The organism is Pseudomonas sp. ERMR1:02, from assembly GCF_002277815.1.
Taxonomy (GTDB): Bacteria; Pseudomonadota; Gammaproteobacteria; order Pseudomonadales; family Pseudomonadaceae; genus Aquipseudomonas.
Genome location: NZ_NKJI01000002.1, coordinates 43410 through 69269 on the forward strand (window position 1 = coordinate 43410; position 25860 = coordinate 69269).

At 58.1% G+C, this 25860-nt stretch carries 15 protein-coding genes and 5 pseudogenes; 9 read left to right on the forward strand and 11 right to left on the reverse strand.

The features are described from left to right. Positions 1–4: 4 nt before the first annotated feature. Positions 5–856: an STAS domain-containing protein gene (locus tag CES87_RS03790; protein ID WP_128605033.1), complete on the reverse strand. Its 852-nt coding sequence runs from the start codon at positions 854–856 to the stop codon at positions 5–7. Between the two features lie 305 nt (positions 857–1161). Next, positions 1162–1683 carry a DUF4142 domain-containing protein gene (locus CES87_RS03795; protein ID WP_128605034.1) on the reverse strand — a complete coding sequence of 174 codons (522 nt, stop codon included), beginning with the start codon at positions 1681–1683 and terminating at the stop codon, positions 1162–1164. Between the two features lie 206 nt (positions 1684–1889). Here CES87_RS03795 and CES87_RS03800 point away from each other — a divergent pair, with 206 nt between their 5' ends. Both CES87_RS03800 and CES87_RS03805 read left to right on the forward strand, forming a co-directional pair. Beyond that, positions 1890–2123: a DUF465 domain-containing protein gene (locus CES87_RS03800; protein ID WP_128605035.1), complete on the forward strand. Its 234-nt coding sequence runs from the start codon at positions 1890–1892 to the stop codon at positions 2121–2123. 120 nt (positions 2124–2243) lie between these two features. Then, a complete protein-coding gene (locus CES87_RS03805; protein ID WP_128605036.1) occupies positions 2244–2462 on the forward strand; it encodes a hypothetical protein in 219 nt (72 codons plus the stop codon). A 12-nt stretch (positions 2463–2474) separates the two neighbouring features. On the opposite strand, the gene CES87_RS03810 is transcribed toward CES87_RS03805, so the two are convergent. After that, positions 2475–3620 carry an SRPBCC family protein gene (locus CES87_RS03810; RefSeq protein WP_128605037.1) on the reverse strand — a complete coding sequence of 382 codons (1146 nt, stop codon included), beginning with the start codon at positions 3618–3620 and terminating at the stop codon, positions 2475–2477. Positions 3621–3735: 115 nt separating this feature from the next. After that, positions 3736–4598: pseudogene (locus CES87_RS03815) on the reverse strand (LysR family transcriptional regulator). Between the two features lie 250 nt (positions 4599–4848). Here CES87_RS03815 and CES87_RS03825 point away from each other — a divergent pair. Continuing rightward, a pseudogene (locus CES87_RS03825) lies at positions 4849–7476 on the forward strand (glucosidase). Positions 7477–7625: 149 nt separating this feature from the next. On the opposite strand, the gene CES87_RS03830 reads toward CES87_RS03825, so the two are convergent. The 3 genes from CES87_RS03830 to CES87_RS03840 all read right to left on the reverse strand — a co-directional run bounded on the left by CES87_RS03830 (position 7626) and on the right by CES87_RS03840 (position 10869). After that, the gene (locus CES87_RS03830; protein WP_128605358.1) at positions 7626–9473 is read right to left on the reverse strand and encodes an amidohydrolase; all 1848 of its coding nucleotides are present in this window, start codon (positions 9471–9473) and stop codon (positions 7626–7628) included. A gap of 292 nt (positions 9474–9765) precedes the next feature. Further along, entirely contained in the window at positions 9766–10080 is a 315-nt protein-coding gene (locus tag CES87_RS03835) for an SCP2 sterol-binding domain-containing protein (RefSeq protein WP_008154977.1), read from the reverse strand. A gap of 78 nt (positions 10081–10158) precedes the next feature. Beyond that, the gene (locus CES87_RS03840; RefSeq protein ID WP_128605038.1) at positions 10159–10869 is read right to left on the reverse strand and encodes a histidine phosphatase family protein; all 711 of its coding nucleotides are present in this window, start codon (positions 10867–10869) and stop codon (positions 10159–10161) included. A 201-nt stretch (positions 10870–11070) separates the two neighbouring features. On the opposite strand from CES87_RS03840, the gene sohB reads away from it, so the two are divergent. Then, positions 11071–12093 (forward strand): protease SohB, encoded by a 1023-nt coding sequence (gene sohB / locus CES87_RS03845; RefSeq protein WP_128605039.1) that lies wholly within the window; start codon positions 11071–11073, stop codon positions 12091–12093. A 228-nt stretch (positions 12094–12321) separates the two neighbouring features. Continuing rightward, positions 12322–16222, forward strand: a pseudogene (locus CES87_RS03855) (dermonecrotic toxin domain-containing protein). Positions 16223–16314: 92 nt separating this feature from the next. Here the strand turns inward: CES87_RS03855 and CES87_RS03860 are convergent. Then, positions 16315–16809 (reverse strand): DUF934 domain-containing protein, encoded by a 495-nt coding sequence (locus CES87_RS03860; protein ID WP_128605040.1) that lies wholly within the window; start codon positions 16807–16809, stop codon positions 16315–16317. Next, entirely contained in the window at positions 16793–18451 is a 1659-nt protein-coding gene (locus CES87_RS03865) for a nitrite/sulfite reductase (protein WP_128605041.1), read from the reverse strand. Before CES87_RS03865 ends, CES87_RS03860 begins: the two co-directional genes overlap by 17 nt. A gap of 523 nt (positions 18452–18974) precedes the next feature. On the opposite strand from CES87_RS03865, the gene CES87_RS03870 reads away from it, so the two are divergent. After that, a complete protein-coding gene (locus CES87_RS03870; protein ID WP_128605042.1) occupies positions 18975–20060 on the forward strand; it encodes an ABC transporter substrate-binding protein in 1086 nt (361 codons plus the stop codon). Here CES87_RS03870 and CES87_RS03875 read toward each other — a convergent pair. Beyond that, on the reverse strand, positions 20057–20275 hold the full coding sequence (locus tag CES87_RS03875; protein ID WP_128605043.1) for a DUF2970 domain-containing protein: 219 nt from the start codon (positions 20273–20275) through the stop codon (positions 20057–20059). The genes CES87_RS03870 and CES87_RS03875 overlap by 4 nt on opposite strands. A gap of 211 nt (positions 20276–20486) precedes the next feature. On the opposite strand from CES87_RS03875, the gene CES87_RS03885 reads away from it, so the two are divergent. Further along, on the forward strand, positions 20487–20783 hold the full coding sequence (locus CES87_RS03885) for a transposase (protein ID WP_128605044.1): 297 nt from the start codon (positions 20487–20489) through the stop codon (positions 20781–20783). 20 nt (positions 20784–20803) lie between these two features. Next, positions 20804–21613, forward strand: coding sequence for an IS3 family transposase (locus tag CES87_RS03890; RefSeq protein ID WP_128605045.1), 810 nt, complete (start codon positions 20804–20806; stop codon positions 21611–21613). An 81-nt stretch (positions 21614–21694) separates the two neighbouring features. Here the strand turns inward: CES87_RS03890 and metH are convergent. Next, positions 21695–25404: pseudogene (gene metH / locus CES87_RS03895) on the reverse strand (methionine synthase). 119 nt (positions 25405–25523) lie between these two features. On the opposite strand from metH, the pseudogene CES87_RS03900 reads away from it, so the two are divergent. Further along, a pseudogene (locus tag CES87_RS03900) lies at positions 25524–25720 on the forward strand (hypothetical protein); the annotation flags it as partial. Between the last annotated feature and the right edge of the window lie 140 nt (positions 25721–25860).

The window sequence follows — 25860 nt, forward strand, 5'->3', positions numbered from 1 at the left end:
GGGCTCAGTCCGCCTTGCTGATGGACAGTCCTAGCCGGGTCAGGGCCAGTTTCAGGGCATCGGCCAGGTTGGCCTTGGTTACCACGCCTTGCAGGTCCAGCCCAAGGTGCACAATGGTCTGGGCGATCTGCGGGCGCACGCCACTGATGATGCAGTCGGCACCCATCAGGCGAATGGCGGTGACTGTTTTGAGCAGGTGCTGTGCGACGAGAGTGTCGACGGTCGCCACGCCGGTGATGTCGATAATGGCGATCTCGGAGCCGGTGTCGACGATTCGCTGCAGCAGCGATTCCATCACCACCTGGGTGCGTTGCGAGTCGAGGGTGCCGATCATCGGCAGTGCCAGAACCCCATCCCAGAGTTTGATCACTGGGGTCGACAGTTCCAGCAGCTCTTCCTGCTGACGCTTGATCACTGATTCGCGGGATTTCTGGAAGGTGCGAATGGTGTGCATGCCTAGTGCGTCGAGCAATTCGGAAATTCCCCAGACCTGTTCGACCAGCGTTGCCGGGCTGTCCTGGTAGTGATTCTGCAGCAATACGAACAGTGGGCCTTTTAGCGCGAAGATGAAGCTGGCGGTCTGCTGCGAATCGTGGCCGAGCAGGGCGCGGCTATGGGAGAGTTTTTCGAGGAACTGGCGAATTTCGTCCCAGCCGGGCGCGGCGACATTCTGGCCATTGCCTTTATCGAGGCCGGAGAGAAGCAGGTGGAAAAACTCCGAAGTCTGTTGCTTCAAGTCCAGCTCTTTGAGGTTGCGCGTGGCGCCGCTGGCCTCAAGGTTGTTTGTCCATTCGACAAGCAATTGCGTCTGGTTTTTTTTCATCGCATCGAGTGTGCTCGATTGCAGTGCCGGCATGATTTTTGGCTCCTTTAGGGTATGCGCCGATTCCCTAAAAAATAACCGGTGCAAAGTCAGTGACATTTGCTGGATGAAATAGTTGGTCGCTTTTTGGCGCGATTTTTCATCCGCTGCCTATGGACTTTAGTCGGCGTCGGCCTCAGCGCCGTTTTTTTCATTATGAATCAGCGATCTGATGGTACCTCGCCAAATGTGGCGACTTCGAAACTACAAGGCCCGACGATTAAGGCCGCGTAATTGCGCCCAATAAAAAGCCGCATCCCGGATGCGGCTTTTAACTTTTTGCTTTTAAATCAACGAAATTACTTGTCTGGATGGGCAGCCTGGAGTTTTTTCGCCATAGCCAAGTGTTTTTCCAGCCCCGGCAACATTTTTTGCGCAAAGCCTTTCAAGTCTGTCGCGCCTTTGGTTTTGTCGTCCGTCACTGTATTGGCTTCTTTCTTGAACAGCTCGATGGTGTCTTCGTGGGCTTTGACCTGGTTGTTGGCATAAGCCGCATCGAAGGATTCGTCACGCATGTCGAGAATTTTTTCCTTGGCCTGCTTCACCAATGTCGTGCTGTCCGGCACTTCGATGTCGTTCTTTTTCGCGATGGCGGCCAGTTCATCGTTCGCCTTGCCATGATCGGTGATCATCATGTTGGCGAATGCCTTGACGTCTGCCGATTGGCTTTTTTCCAGCGCCAGCCGGCTGGTCTCGATCTCGGCGATGCCGCCGGCGGCTGCCTTGTCGACAAAGTTATTGGAGGTCGCCGCGAATGCCGCGCCCATGCTGGTACACAAGGCGATGGCCAGAGCGAGATTGCGCAAGTTAAATCCGTCCATTGGTACTTCTCCACGCAGATGATCGAGGTGATCGTTAACCTATGGAGGCTGGCGCCCGGGTAAAGGTTTGATCGCATTTGCCAGAGGGTGACGAACGGACCGCTGGTCAGACAGATGGTCGACAGAACCTGCCATCCGAGGCCATTCTGATAGTTCGCGAACGCAATCAGTCGCGTTTGCTACCGATTAACAAACGGAGGTGTTCCATGCCGGTGCCCCACGACCTTTTTCAGGACCTGAGTTGCACAAAGGAAGAAATCCAGCAGAAACGCACCAAGGATCCGTTATTGGATTCACTGATCAACAAGTATTCCCAGGCGGATGCCGAGGTGGTGAAGGCGGAGCAAGCCAAATCCAGCGATGACGCGGTGACGAAGCTCAAGGCGAAGCGCTTGGAGGTCAAGGACAAGATCGTCAGACAACTCCAGTCGTCGTCCTGATGTTGTAAAGAGTCCGGCAATGGGTCACCGACGACCGGTGACTGAAAAGTTGGAACGGCGATAAAAACCGGCACCTCGAATGTTCAGAGTCCGACAATAAGGCTCCATGCGAGGTGCCACATGAATGACGCAAAATTCCCTTCTGAAGAGCAGGCTGGCTACGATCCGATTCCCACCCATCCCGAACCCCTGAGCCCAGGCCGCACGGCCGTCAATCCAGAAGACGAGCCAGGCATTGATGAATTGCCGAACAACGAAGGCGCCATCCCCACGAAACAGAGCGATGGCACGGACATCGATCCGGAGCGCGTGCGCGATGGAGAAATGGATCCTCGGTAAATGCTCACCATTTCACGCGTTGACTCCTGACTGTGCCAGATGTTTTTGCGCCATTTCGCGCAATGCCAGCATCGACGCGGCCGACTCGCGATCGATCCGGCGCCTGAGCAGCCATTTATTGGCAATGCGCATCCCGAGGCCGCTGAACTGATACTCAAGAGTGCGGACAAACCGCGTGCCATTGCCGCAGGCTTCGCATTCGTAAGTCAGTATCAGTGACAGGCCATGATCGCCTTGGGCCTGAGCGACCCAGCGCCGCCCCGGCAGATACTCGTCGACCATCCAGCTTAAATGCCCGTCACGTCCGCCAGCCCGGATGTCCTCTTCGAACCGCGCGCCAGCATACAATGAGCCCTTCTGCCCATTGATCTTGAGGGATGAAGGATGCCACTGGGGCCACTGGGTCACGGTGCTGGCGTAAGCGAGCACGTCGATGGGATTTGCGGCAATCTCGATCTGATGCTGCATGCGGGTCATGGGCGTTCTCGGCAGGTACGGGGTAGCCTGCTCCGGTTCCCAGTAGAGGGTGCCGAACAGGTAATCCATCAACGGAAAAACGATGTTGAAATTGCGCTCCTGCATCATCTCGCGGCGGTGATGCAGTTCATGCAGGCGACGCATCTGGCGGATCCACGGCAGACGCGTCAGCGGATTGTGCGGCGGCAGATGCTCGCAGGCGTGAAACACCTCATAGGCCAGGTAACCGAGGACCAGACAGCCACCGACCATCCCGGCGACGTTGGCATCGAATCGGGTGAACAGCCACCAAAGGGGCAAGGTAACGACCAGCGTATGCAACACGACCAACCACGCCGGAAACAGAATCACCCGCCAGTCGCGGGCGCTGTCGTAGGTCATGTGGCCGGGCGCGAAAAAACTGTGGTGGTCGCCGGCATGGCGGGCGTAGAACATCCGTGCGAAGGTTTTTTTGTGATGCCCCAGGTGCCGATGCACCATGTACACGCCGCAGTTGAAGATCAACAGGGTCAGCGGCACCGCCAGCCACTCCAGCGGTCGCACCTGATGCACGGTGCTCCAGAATGCGGCGATGGCCAGAATGCCGAACAGCAGCACAAAGGTGCCATGCAGCCACGGGTTGTAGAGTGGATGAACATTGGCGCGGTAACGGCTGCGAAATGCTTCGGTGGTCTGCCTCACTGCAATTACCTGTTGTTGTTATTGTTGTTGTTATCTCCTGCAGACTAGTCGATCCCGGCGTTTTGGCTGGCCGAACCTTGAGGACACAACTGCCATGATCCGGTGCAAACCGGACTCAGGTCAGCGGGTCCCAGCGTTGCGACCAGTCGTCATCGGTGTTGATCACTTCACGCAGCAAATCGAAAGCCTGTTGCAGGGTTTGCGAGTCGCGGTCGCGGGAGTAGACCAGATAGGTCGGGTAACTGAATTCCGGGGCCTTGGGCACTTGTTCCAGCACGCCGCTTTCCAGATAACTCTGCACGACGCGGGTGCGGAAATAGCCGCTGCCGCCGTTTTCCAGGATGTATTGCAAGCCCAATGGACCGAGATTGAAACTCAGGGCAGCCTTGGCCTTTTCGGGCAGTGCTGCATCGTGCCGACGACGGAAGTCCTGGCCCCAGTCGATGTAGACGTAGGGATCAGGGCGTCCGGGCAAGCGTACGAGAACGAGTTTTCTTCCAGTACCTGCTCGACTTGCAGGCGCGGCCAGTATTCGGGCTGATAGACCAGCGCCGCATCCAGCACCCCCAGCTCCAGTTGGCGCAGCAGGTTTTCACCGTCGCGAATCTCCATGCGCAGGGCATGGCTGGGAATTTTTTTCCGCAGTTCGCCGGCCCAACTGAGCATCAACGGGTTGCACAGACTGACCTCGCCGCCAATGTGCAGCACATCGTGATAACCCTCGGGCAACGGCAAATCCCGTCGCGCGGCTTCCCAGGTTTCCACCAGTTGATTGGCATACACCACGAAGGCTTCGCCATTGGGCGTCAGGCGGGCACCAGCGCGGTTTCGCACAAACAGGGTGCTGCCCAGCTGGCTTTCGAGTTTTTGGACCCGCGCGGTAATCGCGGTCTGGGTGACGTGGAGCTTATCGGCAGCCGCGGCCAGGCTGCCGTGGCGGACAATTTCCAGAAAGGTACGGGCGAGATCGATGTCCATGGGGTGGCCGGTGTGGGAAGTGCTCGCATTGTAGGAGCACTCATCACCAGCGGATATACCTCGACCCTGTAGGAGCGAGCCTGCTCGCGATGGACGTCAACGATAACGCGTGCTGCCTGGATGCACGCGTTGTCTGGACGTTTTTCGCGAGCAGGCTCGCTCCTACAGGGGGACGCAGGTTTGCCTGCGGCTACATGTTCAGTCAAGCGAGGCACTACACTGCAACCGTCTCTCGCCCAACGGACACACCATGACAGCCAAACCCGCTGCGAACATTCAAGGCACTGTCGAAGGCCAGCGGCTGGTCGGCAGCGAGGCCGATGCCTGGCGCGAATGGGGGCCTTATCTGAGCGAACGTCAGTGGGGCACGGTGCGCGAGGACTACAGCGCCGATGGGGATGCCTGGCGCTATTTTCCCCACGACCATGCCCGCAGTCGGGCCTATCGCTGGGGCGAGGACGGGCTTGCGGGGTTTTCCGACAGGGCTCAGCACTGGTGTCTGGGATTGGGGTTATGGAACGAGCGTGACCCGATTCTCAAGGAACGCCTGTTCGGCCTGAACAACGGCGAGGGCAATCACGGCGAAGACGTCAAGGAATTGTATTTTACGTCGATGGTGTGCCGAGTCATGCCTACATGCGCATGCTCTACAAATACCCTCAAGCCGAATTTCCCTACGCTGACCTGATCGCCCAGAACGCCCGCCGTGGCCTGACCGATACCGAGTACGAATTCTCGACACCGGCGTGTTCGATGACGACCGATATTTCGACGTCACGGTGGAGTACGCCAAACACGCGGCCGACGACATTTTCATGCGCGTCACGGTGCACAACCGCGCCGACCAGCCAGCGCGCCTGCATGTATTGCCAGGGCTTTGGGCGCGCAACACCTGGAGCTGGGTGGCCGACGGACAGAAACCGAGCCTGACGCTGGCCGGCGATCGGGTTCTGGCCCGGCATCCACTGCTGGCAGATCGGCAAGCCAGTGCCTGGGGCGATGAAGACTGCGAATGGCTGTTCTGCGAAAACCAGAGCAATTTCCCGAAGCTCGATGGTGTGGCGGCGAACGGCCCGTTCAAGGACGGGATCAACGACTTCCTGGTCGATGGCGTTAACGATGCGATCCGCCGTGACGGCGGAACGCGGGTGGCGGCTCATTTCGTATTGGCATTCGAGGGCGGCCAGAGTCGCTGCGTTTATCTGCGCTTCGCCCCCTCAGGCGCCACTCGGGTGAATGCCCAGGCGCTGTTCATGCGTCGGCGCGCCGAGGCCGACGGGTTTTACGCAACGCTGCAACACGCGATCATCGACCCTGATGCGCGCAACGTACAACGCCAGGCCCTGGCGGGATTGCTGTGGTCCAAGCAACTGTATTATTTCGACGTCAATCAGTGGCTCGACGGCGATCCGGCGCAACCTGCGCCTGCGCCCGGGCGTTCGCACATTCGCAACACCCATTGGCGGCACCTGTCGAATTTCGACATCGTTTCCATGCCCGACACCTGGGAATACCCGTGGTACGCCTCGTGGGACCTGGGCTTGCAGGCGGTTGCCTTCGCGCTGATCGATCCGGGATTCGCCAAGCACCAGTTGTTGCTGCTGGTCAAAGACCGCTTCATGCACCCCAACGGCCAGTTGCCGGCCTATGAATGGCGTTTCGACGACGCCAACCCACCTGTCCACGCATGGGCCTGCTGGCGCGTGTATCAGCAGGACAAGCAGCTGACCGGGACAGCGGACATGGATTCCTTGAGCGGATTTTCCATAAACTCCTGCTGAATTTTTCCTGGTGGGTGAACCGCAAGGATGCCGAGGGTCGCAACCTGTTTCAGGGCGGCTTCCTCGGTCTGGATAACGTCGCGCTGTTCGATCGCTCGACGACGTTACCACCCGGCTACCAGCTCGATCAGGCCGATGGCACGGCGTGGGTTGCCGCCTATGCGCTGGACCTGATGCGCATCGCCCTGGAACTGGCCAAACGCAACCCTGTGTACGTCGATATCGCGGTGAAGTTCTTCGAGCATTTCCTCTATATCGCCGGAGCGATCAATAAAATCGACTCCGACGCTGAAGGCTTGTGGGACGAGCAGGACCGGTTTTTCTACGACGTGCTGCACCGCCCAGACGGCGTCAACGAGCCGCTGCGCCTGCGCTCTATCGTCGGTCTGATGCCGCTGTTCGCCGTGCAGGTGCTGGAGCAGCACGAGCACGAGGGCTTGCCTGGATTACGCGAACGCCTGCTGGGTTTTATGCGTCATCGACCGGATCTTGCCAGTCTGGTCTCGCGCTGGACCGAGCCGGGTGAAGGCAACCGGATGCTGCTGGCGCTGTTGCGCGGCGAACGCACCAAGGACTTGCTCAAACGCATGCTCGACGAGGCTGAATTTCTCTCCGAATTTGGCATTCGTTCGCTGTCCAAAGCCTTCGCTGAACTGCCCTTTGACGCGCAGATCAATGGTGATCGGCTCTGTGCCCGTTATGAGCCCGCGGAATCGGGTTCGCGGCTGTATGGCGGCAACTCCAACTGGCGTGGGCCGGTGTGGATGCCAATCAACTACATGCTGATCGAATCCTTGCGCGAGTTTCATCGTTACTACGATCAAAACTTCTCGGTGGAATACCCCACGGGGTCAGGTTTTCTGGCCTCGCTGGAGGAGGTTGCCGATAGCCTGAGCCAGCGTCTGACCAAGCTGTTTTTGCGCGATGAAGAGGGCAATCGACCGTCGATGGTGGCGTACGCCCAATTGCAGGCTGACCCCGCCAGCCGCGACCTGGTGTTGTTCCATGAGTATTTTCATGGGGAAACCGGGCGTGGTCTGGGGGCCAGTCATCAGACCGGGTGGAGCGCGTTGGTGGCTTTATTGTTACAATCTTGATCACAAATTTTCGACCCCATGCAGATCCAATGTGGGAGCGGGCTTGCTCGCGAAAGCGGAAGGTCAGCTACATCAATGTCGACTGACACTCCGCTTTCGCGAGCAAGCCCGCTCCCACATTTGGTTATCTGTGTTTGCGAGATCGCCGGTTAAAACGCAAAACACGAACAGCCAAACGCCCCCCAGAACCCGCGGAAGTCGCTGACCGGCGCATTCGATAATCTCGCCCGTTCATGACTATGCGCATGCACCGCACACGCCCCGACGCACTGATGAACCTGCGCCCTCAGCGGCGCCTGCGGCTTCCAATGCCCCGGCACCTTGACCACCGGCGACCACTCGGGAACCACCGGAATCGGCGGCGGCCCGAGTTTTTCGAATTCGACGCTACCGTAGACAATCTTGCCATCGACAATGGTCAGCACCGCTTCGATGTCCTTGATGCCTTTGTCCTCGATGTGGAAATAGTCCGCCGACAGCGCAATCAGATCCGCCAGTTGCCCGACCTTGATCTGGCCTTTCTTGCCTTGCTCGGAAGAGAACCAGGCGCTGCCGTGGGTATACAGCTCCAGCGCGGTGTCGCGGCTCAAGCCTTGCGGGTACAACGCCAACCCACCGACGGTGCGCCCGCTGACCAGCCAGTACAGTGAAGTCCACGGATTGTAGCTCGACACCCGCGTGGCGTCGGTGCCGGCACCCACTGGAATACCTTCGGCCAACATGCGGGCAATGGGCGGTGTATGTTCGGCTGCTTTGGCGCCGTAACGGTCCACGAAATACTCACCCTGGAACGCCATGCGATCCTGAATCGCAATGCCGCCGCCAAGGGCTTTGACCCGCTCGATGTTTTGCGGGGTGATGGTTTCGGCGTGGTCGAAAAACCATGGCAGGCCATCGAACGGGATGTCGCGATTGACCTTCTCGAACACATCGAGCATTCGGCTGATCGACTCGTTGTACGTGGCGTGCAAACGGAACGGCCAGCGGTGCTCGACGAGATGGCGGACCACCGGTTCCAGATCCTGCTCCATGCTGGCCGGCAGATCCGGGCGCGGTTCAAGGAAGTCTTCGAAGTCGGCGGCGGAGAACGCCAGCATTTCCCCGGCGCCGTTGTGCCGCAGGAAGTCATCGCCCTGGCCGTAACGGGAGGTACTGGTCCAGTTTTTGAAGTCGGTCAGTTCTTCCTTGGGTTTCTGGGTGAACAGGTTGTAGGCGATACGCACCGTGAGCTGTTGATCCTTGGCCAGTTGCTGGATGACCTGATAGTCGTCCGGATAGTTCTGATAGCCGCCGCCCGCATCGATCGCACTGGTGACGCCCAGGCGATTGAGTTCGCGCATGAACTGGCGGGTCGAATTGGCCTGGTACTCCAGCGGCAGCTTCGGTCCCTTCGCCAGGGTCGAGTACAAAATCATCGCGTTGGGCCGGGCGATCAGCATGCCAGTGGGGTCGCCATTGGCATCGCGCTGGATTTCGCCGCCCGCAGGGTTTGGCGTGTCGCGGGTATAACCCACCACTTTCAATGCGGCCCGGTTGAGCAGGGCGCGGTCGTAGAGGTGCAGGACAAACACCGGGGTGTCGGGCGCTGCCTTGTTCAGTTCGTCGAGGGTGGGCAGGCGTTTTTCGGCGAACTGGAATTCGGTCCAGCCACCGACCACTCGCACCCACTGTGGTGTTGGCGTGCGGTCAGCCTGTTCCTTGAGCAGGCGCAAGGCATCGACCAGCGACGGCACGCCTTCCCAACGCAATTCGAGGTTGTAATTGAGGCCGCCACGGATAAGGTGCAAATGCGAGTCGTTGAGGCCGGGAATCACCGTGCGCCCGTGCAGGTCGATGATTTGCGTAGCGGGGCCTTGCAAGGCCATGGCCTGAGCATCGCTACCGACCACCACGAAGCGACCGTCCTTGATTGCGACGGCACTGGCCTGGGGTTTCTTGCGGTCGACAGTGTGCAGGCGTCCGTTGTACAGAATGAGGTCGGCGGGTACTTCTGGCATGGTTTTACTCCCTGCGGAAAGCGGACTGACCCAGGCACCGACAGCGCCAGCGTAATGCTCTTGCAGTACGTGGCGGCAATTGAAACTGTTGATATCGTCAGTTGGGCTCATGCCAGTGCTCTGCGCAACTTGAGTGAGGACAAACAGCCGATGGCTGACGCATGCGGCCAGATGGAATATAGACGGCAAATCCATAACCGGCCGTTTCCCGCCGCCGAAAACGACGAATCCCGCCACAAGGGGCGGGATTCGTGTGCAGCCAGAGAGGCTCCCGAAGCAGGGAGCCGTCGTCTTAGGCCGGGAACAGCTCGGACAGTTTCATGGCCAGCATCATGTCGCCTTCAGCGCGCAGTTTGCCGCCCATGAACGCTTGCATGCCGTCGGTTTCGCCGCTGACAATGCCTTCCAGGGTTTCGCCGTCCATCACCAGGGTCACCTGGGCGTCTGGGTTCTCGCCTTCTTGCAGCTCGCAAGTGCTGTCCTTGACGATCAGGGAAAAGTTCTTGGTGTCGTCGATGCGGAAACCGAAGACCAGGTCCAGACCGGCAGCAGCGGCTGGGTTGAACTTGGCTTTCATTGCTTGTACGGCATCAGCTACGGAGGTCATGGTTCGATCCTTTCTTGAGTAATTAGAGCTGGGTAATAAGAGCTGGGTGATTACAGCCAGGGTCACAATAGTCCGGACTCAGCGAAACGTGATGAGTTCCGGGGCCTTCAGCAGTTGCAGGTGCGCATGACTGTTGAAGGAAGCCAGGGCCACCTCGCGACCACGAAACTTCAGGTGGTTGAGCGAGGTGTTGACGATTTGCCAGTTCAGTTCAAAGGCCTGTCTGGCAGGCATTTGCGTAATGAGGTGGAGCAGGGCGGTAATGGTGCCACCTGAGGTGAACACAGCGATTTTCTGCGTGTTATCGGCCTGTTCGAGGATTCTGTGCAGCCCGGCCCGAACCCGCTCGACAAAGCCCAGCCAGCTTTCCAGCTCCGGCGTGTCGTAGGTGCCGGCAAGCCAGCGTTCGATAATCAGGGCGAAGATACGCTGGAACTCGGCGCGGTTCTGCGCAGCGTTGCGCAGGATGTTCAGCGCATCGGGTTCATCCGGCAGCATCGCCGGCAAAAGCGCACGGATCACCGCGTCGGCGTCGAATTCATTGAAGGCGGAGTCGGTTTCCAGGATCGGTACCGGCAGGCCCACGGCAGCGAATTGCTCCAGCGCGCTATTGGCCGTATGTTGCTGGCGGCGCAGGTCGCCCGACAGACAACGGTCGAAGCTCAGACCGAGTTCGGCCAGGTGCTGGCCGAGAATTTCTGCCTGGCGAATACCGATGGGCGACAGGACGTCGTAGTCGTCTGCACCAAAGGAGGCCTGGCCATGTCGAATCAAATAGATGCTGCCCACGTCCGCGTCGTCCCGGTACGTTGAAGGTTCGGCGAGGTTATGAGGATGGCGATGAGCTGTCAATGAAAAAACATACGCTTGTTTGAAATGCTCGTTACAGGCCTGTTGCCAGAGCTTTCACGGCTGGCCGCAAGGCCGGCGCATGGGTATGCTGGAGGTATCCCGCGCGCTCTCATGCCGTGCATTGTTTAAGGAGTCCCTGTGGAGTTTTTTTCCGAGTACGCCGTTTTTCTGGCCAAGACCGTGACCCTGGTGATCGCCATTCTAGTGGTCCTGGCCAGTTTTGCGGCATTGCGCAGCAAAGGTCGACGCAAATCGGCCGGCCAGTTGCAGGTCAGCAAGCTCAATGATTTCTACAAAGGGCTGCGCGAACGCCTGGAGCAAACCTTGCTCGACAAGGATCAGCTCAAGGCCTTGCGCAAGTCCCAGAGCAAGTCCGACAAGAAGCAAAAGAAAAAGCCCGAAGCCAAACCCCGGGTGTTCGTGCTTGATTTCGATGGCGACATCAAGGCATCGGCCACAGAAAGCCTGCGTCACGAAATCACCGCGCTGCTGACACTTGCCACGCCCAAGGATGAAGTGGTGCTACGCCTGGAAAGCGGCGGTGGCATGGTCCACAGCTACGGTCTTGCATCTTCGCAACTGGCACGCATCCGTGAGGCTGGCGTGCCGTTGACCGTTTGCATCGACAAAGTGGCGGCCAGCGGTGGCTACATGATGGCGTGCATCGGCGAGAAGATTATCAGCGCACCGTTTGCGATCCTCGGATCGATCGGCGTGGTCGCACAGCTGCCTAACGTCAATCGCCTGCTAAGAAAACACGACATCGACTTCGAAGTCCTGACCGCCGGCGAATACAAACGCACCTTGACCGTGTTTGGCGAAAATACCGAGAAGGGCCGGGAGAAGTTCCAGGAAGACCTGGACGTTACCCATCAACTGTTCAAGAACTTCGTTTCCCGCTATCGCCCGCAACTGGCCATCGACGAAGTGGCTACCGGCGAAATCTGGCTCGGCATTGCCGCACTGGACAAGCAACTGGTCGACGAACTCAAGACCAGCGACGAATACCTCGCCGAACGCGCCAAGCAGTCTGAGCTATATCATTTGCACTACGCCGAACGCAAAAGCCTGCCGGAGCGCATCGGCATGGCGGCCAGCGGTTCGCTCGATCGGGTATTGCTGAACTGGTGGAGCCGACTGACCCAGCAGCGTTTCTGGTAACACCCTTTGTAGGAGCGAGCTCGCTCGCGAAGATCGTGAACGATAACGCGGAAAAGCAGATGCTCTGCGGCGCCTTTCGATTTTTCGCGAGCAAGCTCGCTCCTACAGGCAACCACCGTTTCCGTCTGGAAACAGCGAACTTTCCTAAAATCGCTGTCGATCACTCCCACGTTGCAGAGCGCTCAGATTGGTTAGGGTGACATTCCTCAATCTGCAACGGACTGCAAAATGAACGAGTTTTCTGACGACCACATCTCCCATCCGCACCCTGCATCACCACCACCCATGCGTGACGAGCTGAAAACAGTCGTCGACACCGCGCTTCCACAAAACCCCGCTCAGTTTGGCGAACAGTTGATCAAGGAAAGTGGGGCGCGGGCATTGATCCGCAGTCAGCCTTGCTGGTTACCCTGGATTACGATTACAGGGGCCATCCTGCGCAGAACGGCATTGAGCAAGGGCAAGTGGCGAGTTCGCGAACGCTGGTACAAACGCTGCTTTCCAATTACCAGACCGTGGGAGATGGGCGTTTCGGTGAGACCGCCTTCGGTTTGTACACACCGCCGGACGTCGGACCGCCGGTTCGGATCGTCGAAAATGTCGACGCTTTCGCCGAGCAAGGCAGCGGCAATCACAAGACCTATGAAGGCATTTATCGCCGCACAATTCCGCAATCCTATGGGCCGCAGACACAGATCGGTCTCAGGCCTGCCGACTTCAAGGATTGGGTATGGAAGCTGTTTTTCAAGGAGTTGTACCAAGCCTATGTCGACAAGGCATGGCCATCTGATGAGGCGATCACCAATGTCAGGCCTTACGCTATGAGAACATCGACCAAAGCCGCTTTTGTCATGACGGCCTGGTTGCAATATCAAGAAAACAGCCTTTCTCAAAAAGGTCTGGAACTGGCCATGCAGGCGGCGGGTTTACCGCCTGACCAGACATGGGACCTGCTGAAAATCGCGCAACTGCAAGCGCCCACCCGCCTGTCCTCGCAGGTTGAGGCAAGCAGGTTGAGGCTCTATCGGTATACCGCAACGGATATCTGGTGCTTCCGGGAACGGGCCAGTGGCAGAGTTCTGTTGTATGTCCCGGGCAACTCCTCACCCTTGCATGAATTTACCGATAACGCTCACCTGCGCCGATGGATTGTCGATCAGGGCAGGGCTGTCGACACAAAACAGGCGTTTGCCTTGCACTTTGCCGATGAAGATCGCCGTGACGGCACGTTTCACGCCGGCGTGCTTACTGCGCTGGATGGCATGGCGCAATACCCGGATCAGCATCGGCTGACCAAAGAAGCCGGTTTATTCAACAACGATGGATACTGGGACCCTGCCGACTACATCGGATTCGATCTGCCTCCCTCTGGCACCGATCCCTTTGCGCAGCTTGTGCTGACCATGAAACAGGCTGCACAGGCCAGTGTCGAAACCATCCGCGATGATGCTCAGGTCAACCGCGACAATTTGAGCGCTGTCATTGAACCGATTGTCCAGTGGGTGAACCAGTTCGGTCCCCTTGCGTTGTTTGTGCCGGGAGGAGAGGGCTTGATGGCCTTGGCCGGGCTTATCGACGCCGGCTACGGCCTCGATCAGATCGTCAACGGTGAGACCGCCAGCGAGCGTTCTCAGGGCTTGAGCCGCACAGTGTTCGGTTTGCTGAATGCACTGCCGTTGGCTGCGGGTGTTGCTTCGATCAGTCGCGAGGGGCTGGAGAGGTTGCATTGGCCAAGGCAGAGCATGCCGGCGGCGAATCGTCAGCACACCACGGCACGGAAGTTTCCGAATCAGCCGTGAACAAAGCGCCAATACTGCCGATGCCGACCCGTGTCGACCTTTTGCGCGGCGTCGGTGCCCCGGCAGGTACTTTCAGTGATGAGGTGCTCGCACAGATTGGCAAGGTCAGCGCAGTCGATGATGACATGCTGCGACTGATGCAGGCCGGGCGAGCACCGACCCCTTTGCTGGCTGATACCGTTGACCGCTTCAGGATCGATCAGGAGGTTTCGCGGCTGATTGATCCATCAGGCACACCCGCCGAGTTGTTCAGTGCTCGTTACCAGGCACTGCAAAAGTCGGAGCACGAATGGGTGCGGTTTTTTCAACGGCAATATCCCGACTTGCCCAAAGCTGCCGTCGAACAGATGCTCGACCGTTACGGCATTGACCTCAGGGTGCTGCCCGATACTGCCCAAGCGAGGCAAGTGTTCAGACAGCTGGATAGCAAGGCTCGCCAATACCAGCAACATGTGCGCCTCAATCGTGCTTATGAAGGTCTTTATCTGCGCTCGATCGCCAATCCCGAGTCGGACACCCTGGCCCTGCACTCGCTGAAAAATCTGCCTGGCTGGCCGAAAGGTCTGAGGATCGAAATACACGACGGTTCGCCTGGAGCTCAAGTGCTGGATCGTATCGGTCCGCTGGATACACCTGATTGCCGGGTCGTGATCAAGTCGGGCGCACACTACCTATCCAATGACGCTGCAACGACAAATTTTTACGAGGCGGTGGTCGAAGTTCTTTCCACGGATGAGCGTTCGGCGTTGGGGCTGATATCCGGTGACCCGGCCAATGAGTTGAAACTTAAAATCGCCGACCGGACGTTATCCCGCTCAGAGCTGGTCGTCGGGCTGGCCAGAATGGACTCCAGGTTGCCCTTCGATCCGCAGGGATTAAGAGGGGGTGGTTTTCCGGACACCCATCAAGATGGAGCCTTTACGCACGAGGTGAAGAGGTTGCAAATCCGGGAGATCTATCCCGAGCTTTCCAATGAGCACGCCGATGCGATGTTGCAACAACTGGGTAACGGCCTTGAGGCTCATATCGACCGATCAAAGCAGTTGCTGCAGCAGCTGTGTACGGAGCTGGACACCTGGATCGATGAAGTGGGGCTGGATATAGACGACATGGATGTCCCCTTCCTGGAACCAGGTACCCCGCAGGCTCAGGGATTTACATTTGAGCAACTTGCGCTACGTAACGTCCAGATACTTGAGGACACGATCAAGTATGAACGCGACACCAGAGGCGAGTTGGCTGATGAACTGATTGCCATTTGGCAAAAACGGGCGCCACAGCACGATAGCCATTACTCAGGGGATCATGTGGGCGGCTTCACCATGAACATGAGCCACGAAGACTACCATCGATTGCCGATGCTGAATGTCCGGTTCAATGACGTGGTGGGGCTCAATCTCAATAACGTCCATTTATTCGAAAGGCAGACTCTGAATGGCTTTCTGGATTGCTTCCCGAACCTGCGTACCTTGAACCTGCAAGACACAGACTTGCGAGTGCCTAACTTGGCCGGGGAGCTGGAGAGTGTACTGCCGGCAACAATCCCCCAGTTGCAGCACCTCACTACTTTGAATTTGCGCTCCACACGATTGACGTTGCGCGAACAAACGGCAGGGCAACTGAGTCAGCTGGTTAATCTGCAATCACTGGATATGAGCGATAACCCGTTGGGCGTGCCCCCTGTAGTGCTGGGAATGAACCAATTGCGATCACTGAGACTGAACGATACGGGCATCACCACTTGCCCGGTCGGGATAATGGATCAGCCTTACCTGACGGCCCTGGATTTGAGTAATAATCAGATTCGTCGTGTCCCGCAGGCAGTCCTGAATCAGGCCATCGCCAGAGACCGCGTACTGCTGAGGGGCAACCCGTTGACCGATGAGGACACCTTGCAACGGCTGATCAGGCATCGGGAACAAACGGGCATCAACTTGTGGCTGAACAGTCCGGGTGTTAGCTATTCAGATCCGGCTGTGTGGTTGCGCGACATTGCAGCAGATCAGCAAGAAGCCCGGCTGCAGATATGGCATCGATTAGCGCTTAAACGTTCCGGTTTGCGGTTTTTGGGGACCATCAATGCACTAACCCTTACCCCGGATTTCCTGGTCGGTTATCTGGACCTTCAGGCGCGGGTATGGCAACTCTTGAATGCTGCGGATGCATCGGTTGAGCTGTGGGAGCGCTTGGTACAGGTAGTTCCCCGGGCATTGGCGTCAGCTGACAACCCGTTTGTCGTGTTCACGGCAATGGAAGACCGCGCAAGCCTTTACGCCAACTGGGTGGCGGTGGGGCAACCGTTTCCGGTGGGAGAGAATCAACCGCTATAGAAGCGAGCTTGCTCGCGAAGGGGTGTCAGCCACATCAGTGCCGACTGACACACCATCGCGAGCAAGCTCGCTCCTACACAAAAACGGCGATTTTAGCGACGACGGAACAGCGGCAGCGGTTCGTCGGTGGCGGCCTGGTAGGTCACCGAGAAGTCCTTGAGACCTTCCAGGGCTTCGTACGGGTCTTTGTCGGCGCGGATCGCAAATGCATCGAACCCGCAGCGGTGCAGGTAGAACAGTTGGTCGCGCAAAATATCGCCAATCGCCCGCAGTTCGCCTTTGAAACCATAACGGTCACGCAGCAGACGGGCATTGGAGTAGTTGCGGCCATCGGTGAAAGCCGGGAAGTTCAAGGCGATGACCTGGAAATTCGCCACGTCTTCACCGATCTCTTCGGCTTCTTCGTCAGCATCCAGCCACACGCCCAGACCGCCATCGCGGGCCAGGAGCATGCGGCTGTGTTCGCGCCACAGCTGCAGCGGGACGATGTAATCGTCGCAATTGGTGATTTCGTCGATGTTGAAGTCCTTGGGCAACAGGTGCCAGGTTTCGTCGACGACTTCGTTGTTCTTAATGATTCGCTGCATAGACGCGCTCCTTGAAGAGGTCGATGCCAATACGCTGATAGGTGTCGATGAAACGCTCGTCTTCGGTACGTTGTTCAATGTACACGTTGATCAGCTTTTCGATCACGTCAGGCATGGCTTCCTGGGCAAAGGACGGGCCGAGGATCTTGCCCAGGCTGGCGTCGCGACTGGCGCTGCCGCCTAGGGAAACCTGATAGAACTCTTCACCTTTCTTGTCCACCCCCAAAATGCCGATGTGACCGACGTGGTGGTGACCACAGGCGTTCATGCAACCGGAAATGTTCAGGTCCAGTTCGCCGATGTCGAACAGGTAGTCCAGGTCATCGAAACGGCGCTGGATCGATTCGGCGATCGGGATCGACTTGGCGTTGGCCAGGGAGCAGAAGTCGCCACCCGGGCAGCAGATGATGTCGGTCAGCAGGCCGATGTTCGGTGTGGCAAAACCTTTCTCGCGCAACTCGCCCCACAGGGTGAACAGCTTGTCCTGTTCGATGTCGGCCAGGATGATGTTCTGTTCGTGGGAGGTGCGCATTTGACCGAAGCTGTAGCGATCGGCCAGGTCGGCGACGGCGTCGAGCTGCTTGTCGGTGATGTCGCCCGGCGCAACGCCGGTCGGCTTCAGGGACAGGGTCACGGCCACATAGCCTGGCTTCTTGTGCGCCAGGGTGTTGCGGCTGCGCCAGCGGGCGAAACCCGGATGTGCTTTGTCGAGCTCGGCCAGTTGGGCGCTCTGGTTGTCCAGGGCCTTGTAGTCCGGATCGACGAAGTGTTTGGCGACGCGATGCAGTTCGGCTTCGGTCAATGTGGTCTGGCCACCGCGCAGGTGCTCCATTTCCGCATCGACTTTTTGCGCAAAGACTTCAGGCGTCAGCGCTTTTACCAGGATCTTGATACGTGCCTTGTATTTGTTGTCGCGACGGCCATAGCGGTTGTAAACACGCAGGATGGCGTCGAGGTAGCTCAACAGGTCTTGCCATGGCAGGAATTCATTGATGAACGCGCCCACCACCGGTGTACGGCCCAGACCACCACCGACCAGGACACGGAAACCCAGTTCGCCAGCGGCGTTGTGCACCGGCTCAAGGCCGATGTCGTGGACTTCGATGGCAGCGCGGTCGGCGGTCGAACCGTTGACGGCGATCTTGAATTTACGCGGCAGATAGGCGAATTCCGGGTGGAACGTGGTCCACTGACGGACGATCTCGCACCATGGACGCGGGTCGATCAACTCGTCTGCAGCGACACCGGCGAACTGGTCGGTGGTGACGTTGCGCAGGCAGTTGCCGCTGGTCTGGATCGCGTGCATCTGCACGGTGGCCAGTTCAGCCAGGATGTCTGGAATGTCTTCCACGGCCGGCCAGTTGAACTGCACGTTCTGCCGGGTGCTGATGTGGGCATAGCCCTTATCGTAGTCACGGGCAATTTTGGCCATCATTCGCATCTGGCGCGAAGTCAGTTGGCCGTAAGGCACCGCAACACGCAACATCGGCGCGAAACGCTGGATATAAAGCCCGTTCTGCAGGCGCAGGGGGCGGAATTCTTCTTCGCTCAGCTCGCCTGCCAGATAGCGTCGGGTCTGATCACGGAACTGCTTGACGCGGTCCTCGATGATCCGCTGATCGTACTCGTCGTATACGTACATATAAGTCCTGTTCTCAGGCTTGGGTCGCTCGGATACAGCGGCGTTTATTTGCTTGCTGGTTGTCCGATGAAACCTCTGCAATTCTGCGCGCACGGCCGCGCACTCCCTACGGAGCCGGGGCAAGATACCAGTTTGCAGTTATGCGCAAAAGTGATGTTTGAATATATGCAAAGAACCAAATCGCCTAACGAGAATAGTTGTCAGCTAACCCACATTTGTCGTGCGGGCAATCATCGTCTTAACTCTGGTCGAGTCTTTATGCAATCACCGATAAAACCGACAAGAGGCGATGCAATGAGCAACCCAACCAAAGCAAGGAAAAGCGATAGTACGGTCGATGCTTGGGCGATTCTGTTCCTGATCATTCTGGTCGTCAGCACGGCAATATTTTGGGTCAGTCATCAATAACCGACATGTCCGGGTCTCGTTCCGACGATGGTCGGACAAAAACCGTAATAAACGCCGTTTTTCGGGCGTTCGCTGGCTATAATGCGCGGCGAATTTCCGGGGGCTCGGACGACTAATGTTGAAGTTTCTGTGTGGCGTATTGCTGGCGCTGGGTATGGTCGTGGGACCTTGCGCTCAGGCGGCGTCGGTGCTGTTCCTCAACCCGGGAAACACCAAAGAAGCTTTCTGGGTCAGTTACTCGCAATTCATGCAGGCGGCGGCCAAGGACCTCGGCATGGATTTGCGCATCGAGTATTCCGACCGCGACTCCGAGATCGCCATCAAGCAGGCGCGCGAAGCCCTGAAGGGGCCAAAACGGCCTGACTATCTGGTGTTCGTCAACGAGCAGTACATCGCTCCCGAGATCCTGCGCCTGGCCCAGGGCAGCGGAGTGAAGCTGTTTATCGTCAACAACGCCCTGACCCCGGATCAGATGCGACTACTTGGCGCCCGGCCCGACAAATACCCCGATTGGGTGGGTAGCCTTGTGCCCAACGACGAGGAGGGCGGCTACCTGATGCTCAAGGAACTGATCCGCTTGCACCCTCCCGTTGCGCCTGGTCAGTACATTGACCTGCTGGCGTTTTCCGGGCTGAAAATCACGCCTTCTGCGCAGTTGCGTGAAAAGGGTATGCGCCGGGCATTGGCCGAGCACCCTGAAGTGCGCCTGCGCCAGTTGGTATACGGCGGCTGGACCCGGGAACGGGCGTATGAACAGGCCAAGGTGTTGTTCAAACGCTATCCGCAGGCGTCACTGATCTGGTCAGCCAATGACGAAATGGCCTTCGGTGTGATGCGGGCCTTTGAAGAGTCGGGGGGCAAACCGGGCAAGGATGCGTTGTTCGGTACCATCAACAGCTCGCCGGCAGCGTTGAACGCGTTGCTGGACGACCGTTTGAGCGTGTTGTTGGGTGGGCACTTCAGCCTGGGTGGCTGGGCGCTGGTGCAGTTGCATGACTACGACGACGGCGTCGACATCAGCCAGTACGGCGGTCGCGACCGACAGATTGCGCTATTGCAGCTGATTGACCGGGCACAAGCCAGGCGACTGCTGGCGATGGGCGCCGCACAGGATTTCGGTGTGGATTTTCACAAGCTCTCGGCCAAGGGACGACCGACTTCGTATCGTTACCCGTTCAGCCTGCAAACCCTGATGCACTAAACCTTTGCCAGATGCACCACCAGCTGCACGATGCCGTAGAGCGTCAAGGCGAACACCACCGTGAACAGAATTCCCAGCATCACGAAATGACTCGGCTTGCCATGGGTGAAGTCCCGCGCACGGTTCTTCCCGCTCTGCACCCCGAACGCCGCAGCCAAGACGCTGTGCAGCATCTGCCAGAAGGTTGGCGGTTTGTTGTCGACTGGATCGTCCATAAATCCCTCGTCACGAATGTGTGAGAGGTAAGCATAGACAATCCACGGCGTGCCTCTCTGGGGGGAGGAAAAAACTGTAGGAGCGAGGCTTGCCCGCGAAGAAGGCACCACGGTCTCACAGGGAGACCGTGTCATCGTTCTTCGCGGGCAAGCCTGTTGTGGCTCAATGATTTTGGACCATGATGTAGGAGTATCGACCTAAGGAAGCATCATGGGATATCGGGTTGTTAACGCCGAGGAAAAAGCAGAAGCCATTCGCTTGGTTGTCGAGATGAAATGCTCCATACCTCAAGCCTGTGAGCTTACGGGAGTGGGCCCCACAGCTTTACGCCGGTGGGTTCTGCACTGGCGCCGGGAACATGCGGGGCTCATGCAGCTCCCCCGGCCCCAGGATCAGGATCTGATCGAGTCATTGCAGGCAAAGTTGGCGCTGCTCGAGGCCGAGAACCAAGTGTTAAAAAAGCAATTGCCCTCTCATCTGAAGGTTCTGTTCAGTCGAACCAAGTGATTGATGGCGTTAGAGGGGCAATGTCGATTCGACGTATGTGCTCGGTCTTGGGCTTACCTCGCAGTAGCTTTTACGCGAAACGTAAGCCTACGCCGCCTCGTGTTATCGACAAGAATCTTGAGCTGAAAATTCGGGAGCTGCATAAGGAACATCGTGCAGCGCTGGGTGCTCGCGGCTTATCCAAGGAGCTGAGAAAAGATGGTGTTTCTATCGGGCGTTATCGAATGCGCTCCTTGATAAGCGCCCTTGGGCTTACCAGGCGCCGGCCCCGTTATGTCCACTATCGGCGCTCCACTAAACCTGAAGTGACGGCACCGAACATACTTGATCGTCGGTTCAACCCGATTCAGCCGAACACACTCTGGGCAGGCGACATCACCTACATCAAGGTGAAAGAAAGTTGGCTGTATCTGGCAGTAGTGATGGATCTTTTTTCACGCAGAATCGTGGGATGGGCTTGCTCACGAACGGCCGACACGGATCTGTCTATTAAAGCACTGGAGCTGGCAGTTGCGCTGCGTCGCCCAATGCCCCAGCTGTTATTCCACTCAGATCAAGGGTGCCAATACACCTCTAATCGATTTACGACATGCCTGGAGGAAAAACGGATCGTCCATAGTGTGAGTCGGCGGGGTAATTGCTGGGACAATGCTGTAGTTGAGCGTTATTTCAGAACGTTGAAGCATGACTGGATGCCCGAAAACGGGTATCAAAACCATTTCGAGGCGGAGAAGGACGTGATGGATTTTATATCCCATTACAACCATCGCCGTTGTCACACCGCTTCGAATAATCTGCCGCCTGCTTTGTTTGAGCAGCAGGCGGCCTAAAAACTCCTACAGAATGGTCCAAAAAAACTGGACCGCTACAGCCTCGCTCCTACAGGGGCGCGTTATTGCTGATCGCCAGGCTTAGTTGTCATAACCCAGATTCGGCGCCAGCCAACGCTCGGTCACACTCAACTCCTGGCCTTTGCGTGACGTGTAGCTCTGCACCTGGTCCTTGTCGATCTTGCCCACGGCGAAGTATTGCGCCTGCGGGTGAGCGAAGTACCAGCCACTGACCGCCGCTGCCGGGAACATTGCGTAGTGCTCGGTGAGGAACACGCCGCTGCGGCCGGCACGCATTTCGGCGGCCTCGGGGTCGAGCAGGGCAAACAGCGCGGCCTTCTCGGTGTGATCCGGGCACGCCGGGTAACCGGGGGCAGGGCGGATGCCGCTGTACTGCTCCTTTATCAGTGCCTCGTTGTCGAGCGTTTCATCCTTGGCGTAGCCCCAGTGCTCTTTACGCACCTGCTGGTGCAGCCACTCGGCGCACGCCTCGGCCAAACGGTCGGCCAGGGCCTTGACCATGATCGAGTTGTAGTCGTCGCCAGCGTCCTGATAGGCCTTGGCGACTTCTTCGGCGCCGATGCCGGCGGTGGTGATGAAGCCGCCTACGTAGTCGGTGAGTTCGCTGTCCTTCGGTGCAACGAAGTCGGCCAGGGAGAAGTTCGGCTTGCCGTCGGTCTTGATGATCTGCTGACGCAGGTGATGCAACTTGGCCAATGGCTTGCCGTCATCGCCGTAGAGTTCGATGTCATCGTCGCGCACCTGATTGGCCGGCCAGAAACCGAACACCGCGCGGGCGCTGATCAGCTTCTCGTCGATCAACTTGGCGAGCATTTCCTGGGCATCGGCGTACAACGCGGTGGCGGCTTCACCGACCACTTCGTCCTGGAGGATGCGCGGGAACTTGCCGGCCAGGTCCCAGGAGATGAAGAACGGCGTCCAGTCGATGTACTCGGCCAACACCTTCAGGTCGATATTATCCAGCACTCTGGAGCCGGTGAACGTCGGCTTGACCGGCGTGTAGGTGCTCCAGTCGAACTGCGGCTTTTTCGCAATCGACGCGGCGTAGCTCAGGCGTTCGGTACGGGCACTGCGGTTGGCGGTGCGCTCGCGGACGTCGACGTATTCCTCGCGGGTTTTCTCGACGAAACCTGCCTTAAGTTCCTTGGACAGCAACTGCGTAGCTACGCCAACCGCGCGGGAGGCGTCGGTGACGTAAACCACGGCATCGTTGCTGTACTTGGGTTCGATCTTCACCGCCGTGTGCGCCTTGGAGGTGGTAGCGCCACCGATCATCAGCGGCAGATGGAAATCCTGGCGCTGCATCTCGCGAGCCACGTGGACCATTTCATCCAGCGACGGGGTGATCAGGCCGGACAGGCCAATGATGTCGCACTTCTGTTCCTTGGCAACCTGGAGGATTTTCTCCGCCGGCACCATTACGCCGAGGTCGACGATGTCATAACCGTTACAGCCCAGTACCACGCCGACGATGTTCTTGCCAATGTCGTGCACGTCGCCTTTTACCGTGGCCATCAGGATCTTGCCCTTGGCCTGCGGCTTGTCGCCTTTTTCCAGCTCGATGAAAGGAATCAGGTGGGCTACGGCCTGTTTCATCACGCGAGCGGACTTCACCACTTGCGGCAGGAACATTTTGCCGGCACCGAACAGGTCGCCGACGATGTTCATGCCGGACATCAATGGCCCTTCGATCACTTCGATCGGACGGGCGAAGGACTGACGGGACTCTTCGGTGTCTTCGACGATGTGTGTGGTGATCCCTTGACCAGCGCGTGCTCCAGACGCTTGTTGACATCCCAGTTGCGCCATTCTTCGGTCTCGGCTTCCTTGACGCTGCCGTCGCCCTTGTACTTGTCGGCGATGGCAAGGAGGGCGTCGGTGCCTTCCGGGGTACGGTTGAGGATCACGTCTTCAACAGCGTCGCGCAGCTCTTGCGGAATTTGGTCGTAGATTTCCAGCTGACCGGCGTTGACGATGCCCATGCTCAGGCCGTTGCGGATTGCATACAGCAGGAACACCGAGTGAATCGCCTCGCGCACCGGGTTGTTGCCACGGAACGAGAACGACACGTTGGACACGCCACCCGACGTCAGAGCATAGGGCAGTTCATCGCGGATGTAGGCGCAGGCATTGATGAAGTCCACAGCGTAGTTGTTGTGTTCTTCAATGCCGGTGGCCACAGCAAAGATGTTCGGGTCGAAGATGATGTCTTCCGGCGGGAAGCCGACTTCGTTGACCAGAATGTCGTAGGAGCGTTTGCAGATTTCTTTCTTGCGCGCTTCGGTGTCGGCCTGGCCGGATTCGTCGAAGGCCATCACCACCACTGCGGCGCCATAGCGCTTGCACAGTTTGGCGTGATGAATGAACTGCTCGACGCCTTCTTTCATGCTGATCGAGTTGACGATGCCCTTGCCCTGAATGCACTTGAGGCCGGCTTCGATCACTTCCCATTTCGAGGAGTCGATCATGATCGGCACGCGAGAGATATCCGGTTCGCCGGCAATCAGATTGAGAAAGGTCACCATGGCCTTCTTCGAATCGAGCATCCCTTCGTCCATGTTGATGTCGATCACTTGGGCGCCGGCCTCGACCTGCTGCAGGGCGACTTCCAGGGCTTCGGTGTAGTTGTCTTCACGGATCAGGCGGGCGAATTTGGCTGAACCGGTGATGTTGGTGCGCTCGCCGACGTTGACGAACAGCGAGTTGCGATCAATGGTGAACGGCTCCAGGCCCGAGAGACGGCAGGCCTTGGGGATTTCCGGAATTTCCCGTGGCGCATAACCGGCCACGGCTTTGGCGATGGCTTCAATGTGGCCCGGAGTGGTGCCGCAGCAGCCGCCGACGATATTGAGGAAGCCGCTTTGAGCGAATTCTTCGATGACCTTGGCGGTTTCCGATGGCAGTTCGTCGTACTCGCCGAATTCGTTCGGCAGACCGGCGTTCGGGTGCGCCGAAACGTGGGTACTGGCCTTGTTCGACAGTTCTTCCAGGTACGGGCGCAATTCACTGGCGCCGAGGGCGCAGTTCAGGCCGACCGAGATCGGCTTGGCGTGGGCCACGGAATTCCAGAACGCTTCGGTGGTCTGGCCGGAAAGGGTACGACCCGAGGCGTCGGTGATGGTGCCGGAAATCATGATCGGCAGTTCGATGCCCAATTCTTCGAACACCCCTTGCACGGCGAAGATCGCGGCTTTGGCGTTCAGAGTGTCGAAAATGGTTTCGATCAGGATCAGGTCGGCGCCGCCTTCGATCAGGCCTTTGGTGGCTTCGGTGTAGTTTTCCACCAGTTCATCGAAGGTCACGTTGCGGTAGCCGGGGTTGTTCACGTCCGGCGACAGCGAGCAGGTACGGCTGGTAGGGCCAAGCACGCCGGCGACGAAACGCGGCTTGCCCGGGTTCTCGAGGGTTTTCGCATCGGCAACTTTGCGCGCCAGGCGAGCGCCCTCTACGTTCAGTTCGTAGGCCAGTTCTTCCATGCCGTAATCGGCCATGGAGATCCGGGTGGCGTTGAAGGTGTTGGTTTCCAGAATGTCGGCGCCAGCATCCAGGTAGGCTTTCTCGATGCCACCGATCACGTCCGGGCGCGTCAACACCAACAGGTCGTTGTTGCCTTTTACATCGCTCGGCCAGTCGGCGAAGCGTTTGCCGCGGTAATCCTGTTCCTCAAGCTTATAGCTCTGGATCATCGTGCCCATGCCGCCATCGAGAATCAGAATGCGCTCCTTGAGGGCGTGCTTGAGAGCTTGAAGGCGTACGCTGCGATCGGACATTTGGACTACTCGGTAAGGCCATGACGAAGGGCCGAGATAATAGCAAACCTGTGCGCTTTTGGAGCATGTCCGGGTTTTGCATGAATATCGCTCATGTTGGTGTAGCCGCCTGACCAGGGGCCTGCTACGACTCCGCCTGTCAGCTCAACCTGGGCAGTGGCGAAGGCGCGGCACGCGGCGCGAGCAAGACCTCGGTCTACGACGGTGATCTTAGCCAGGCCGCTGTACCAACCCGGTTGTTTTATGACGCCACGGCAAACGTGCCTGGCAGCAAAAGGGCTTCTATTTGGTACTCGACGCCCAGTGCAGTCAGGCTACCTCATGTAGGAGCGAAGCTTGCTCGCGAAGGTGTGTCAGGCGACGTGAATGTAGCTGACACACCTTCGCGAGCAAGCATCGCTCCTACAGAGGGGCGATTGTCGAATCTTTTCCCGACAAAAATACTAGGACTTTGTC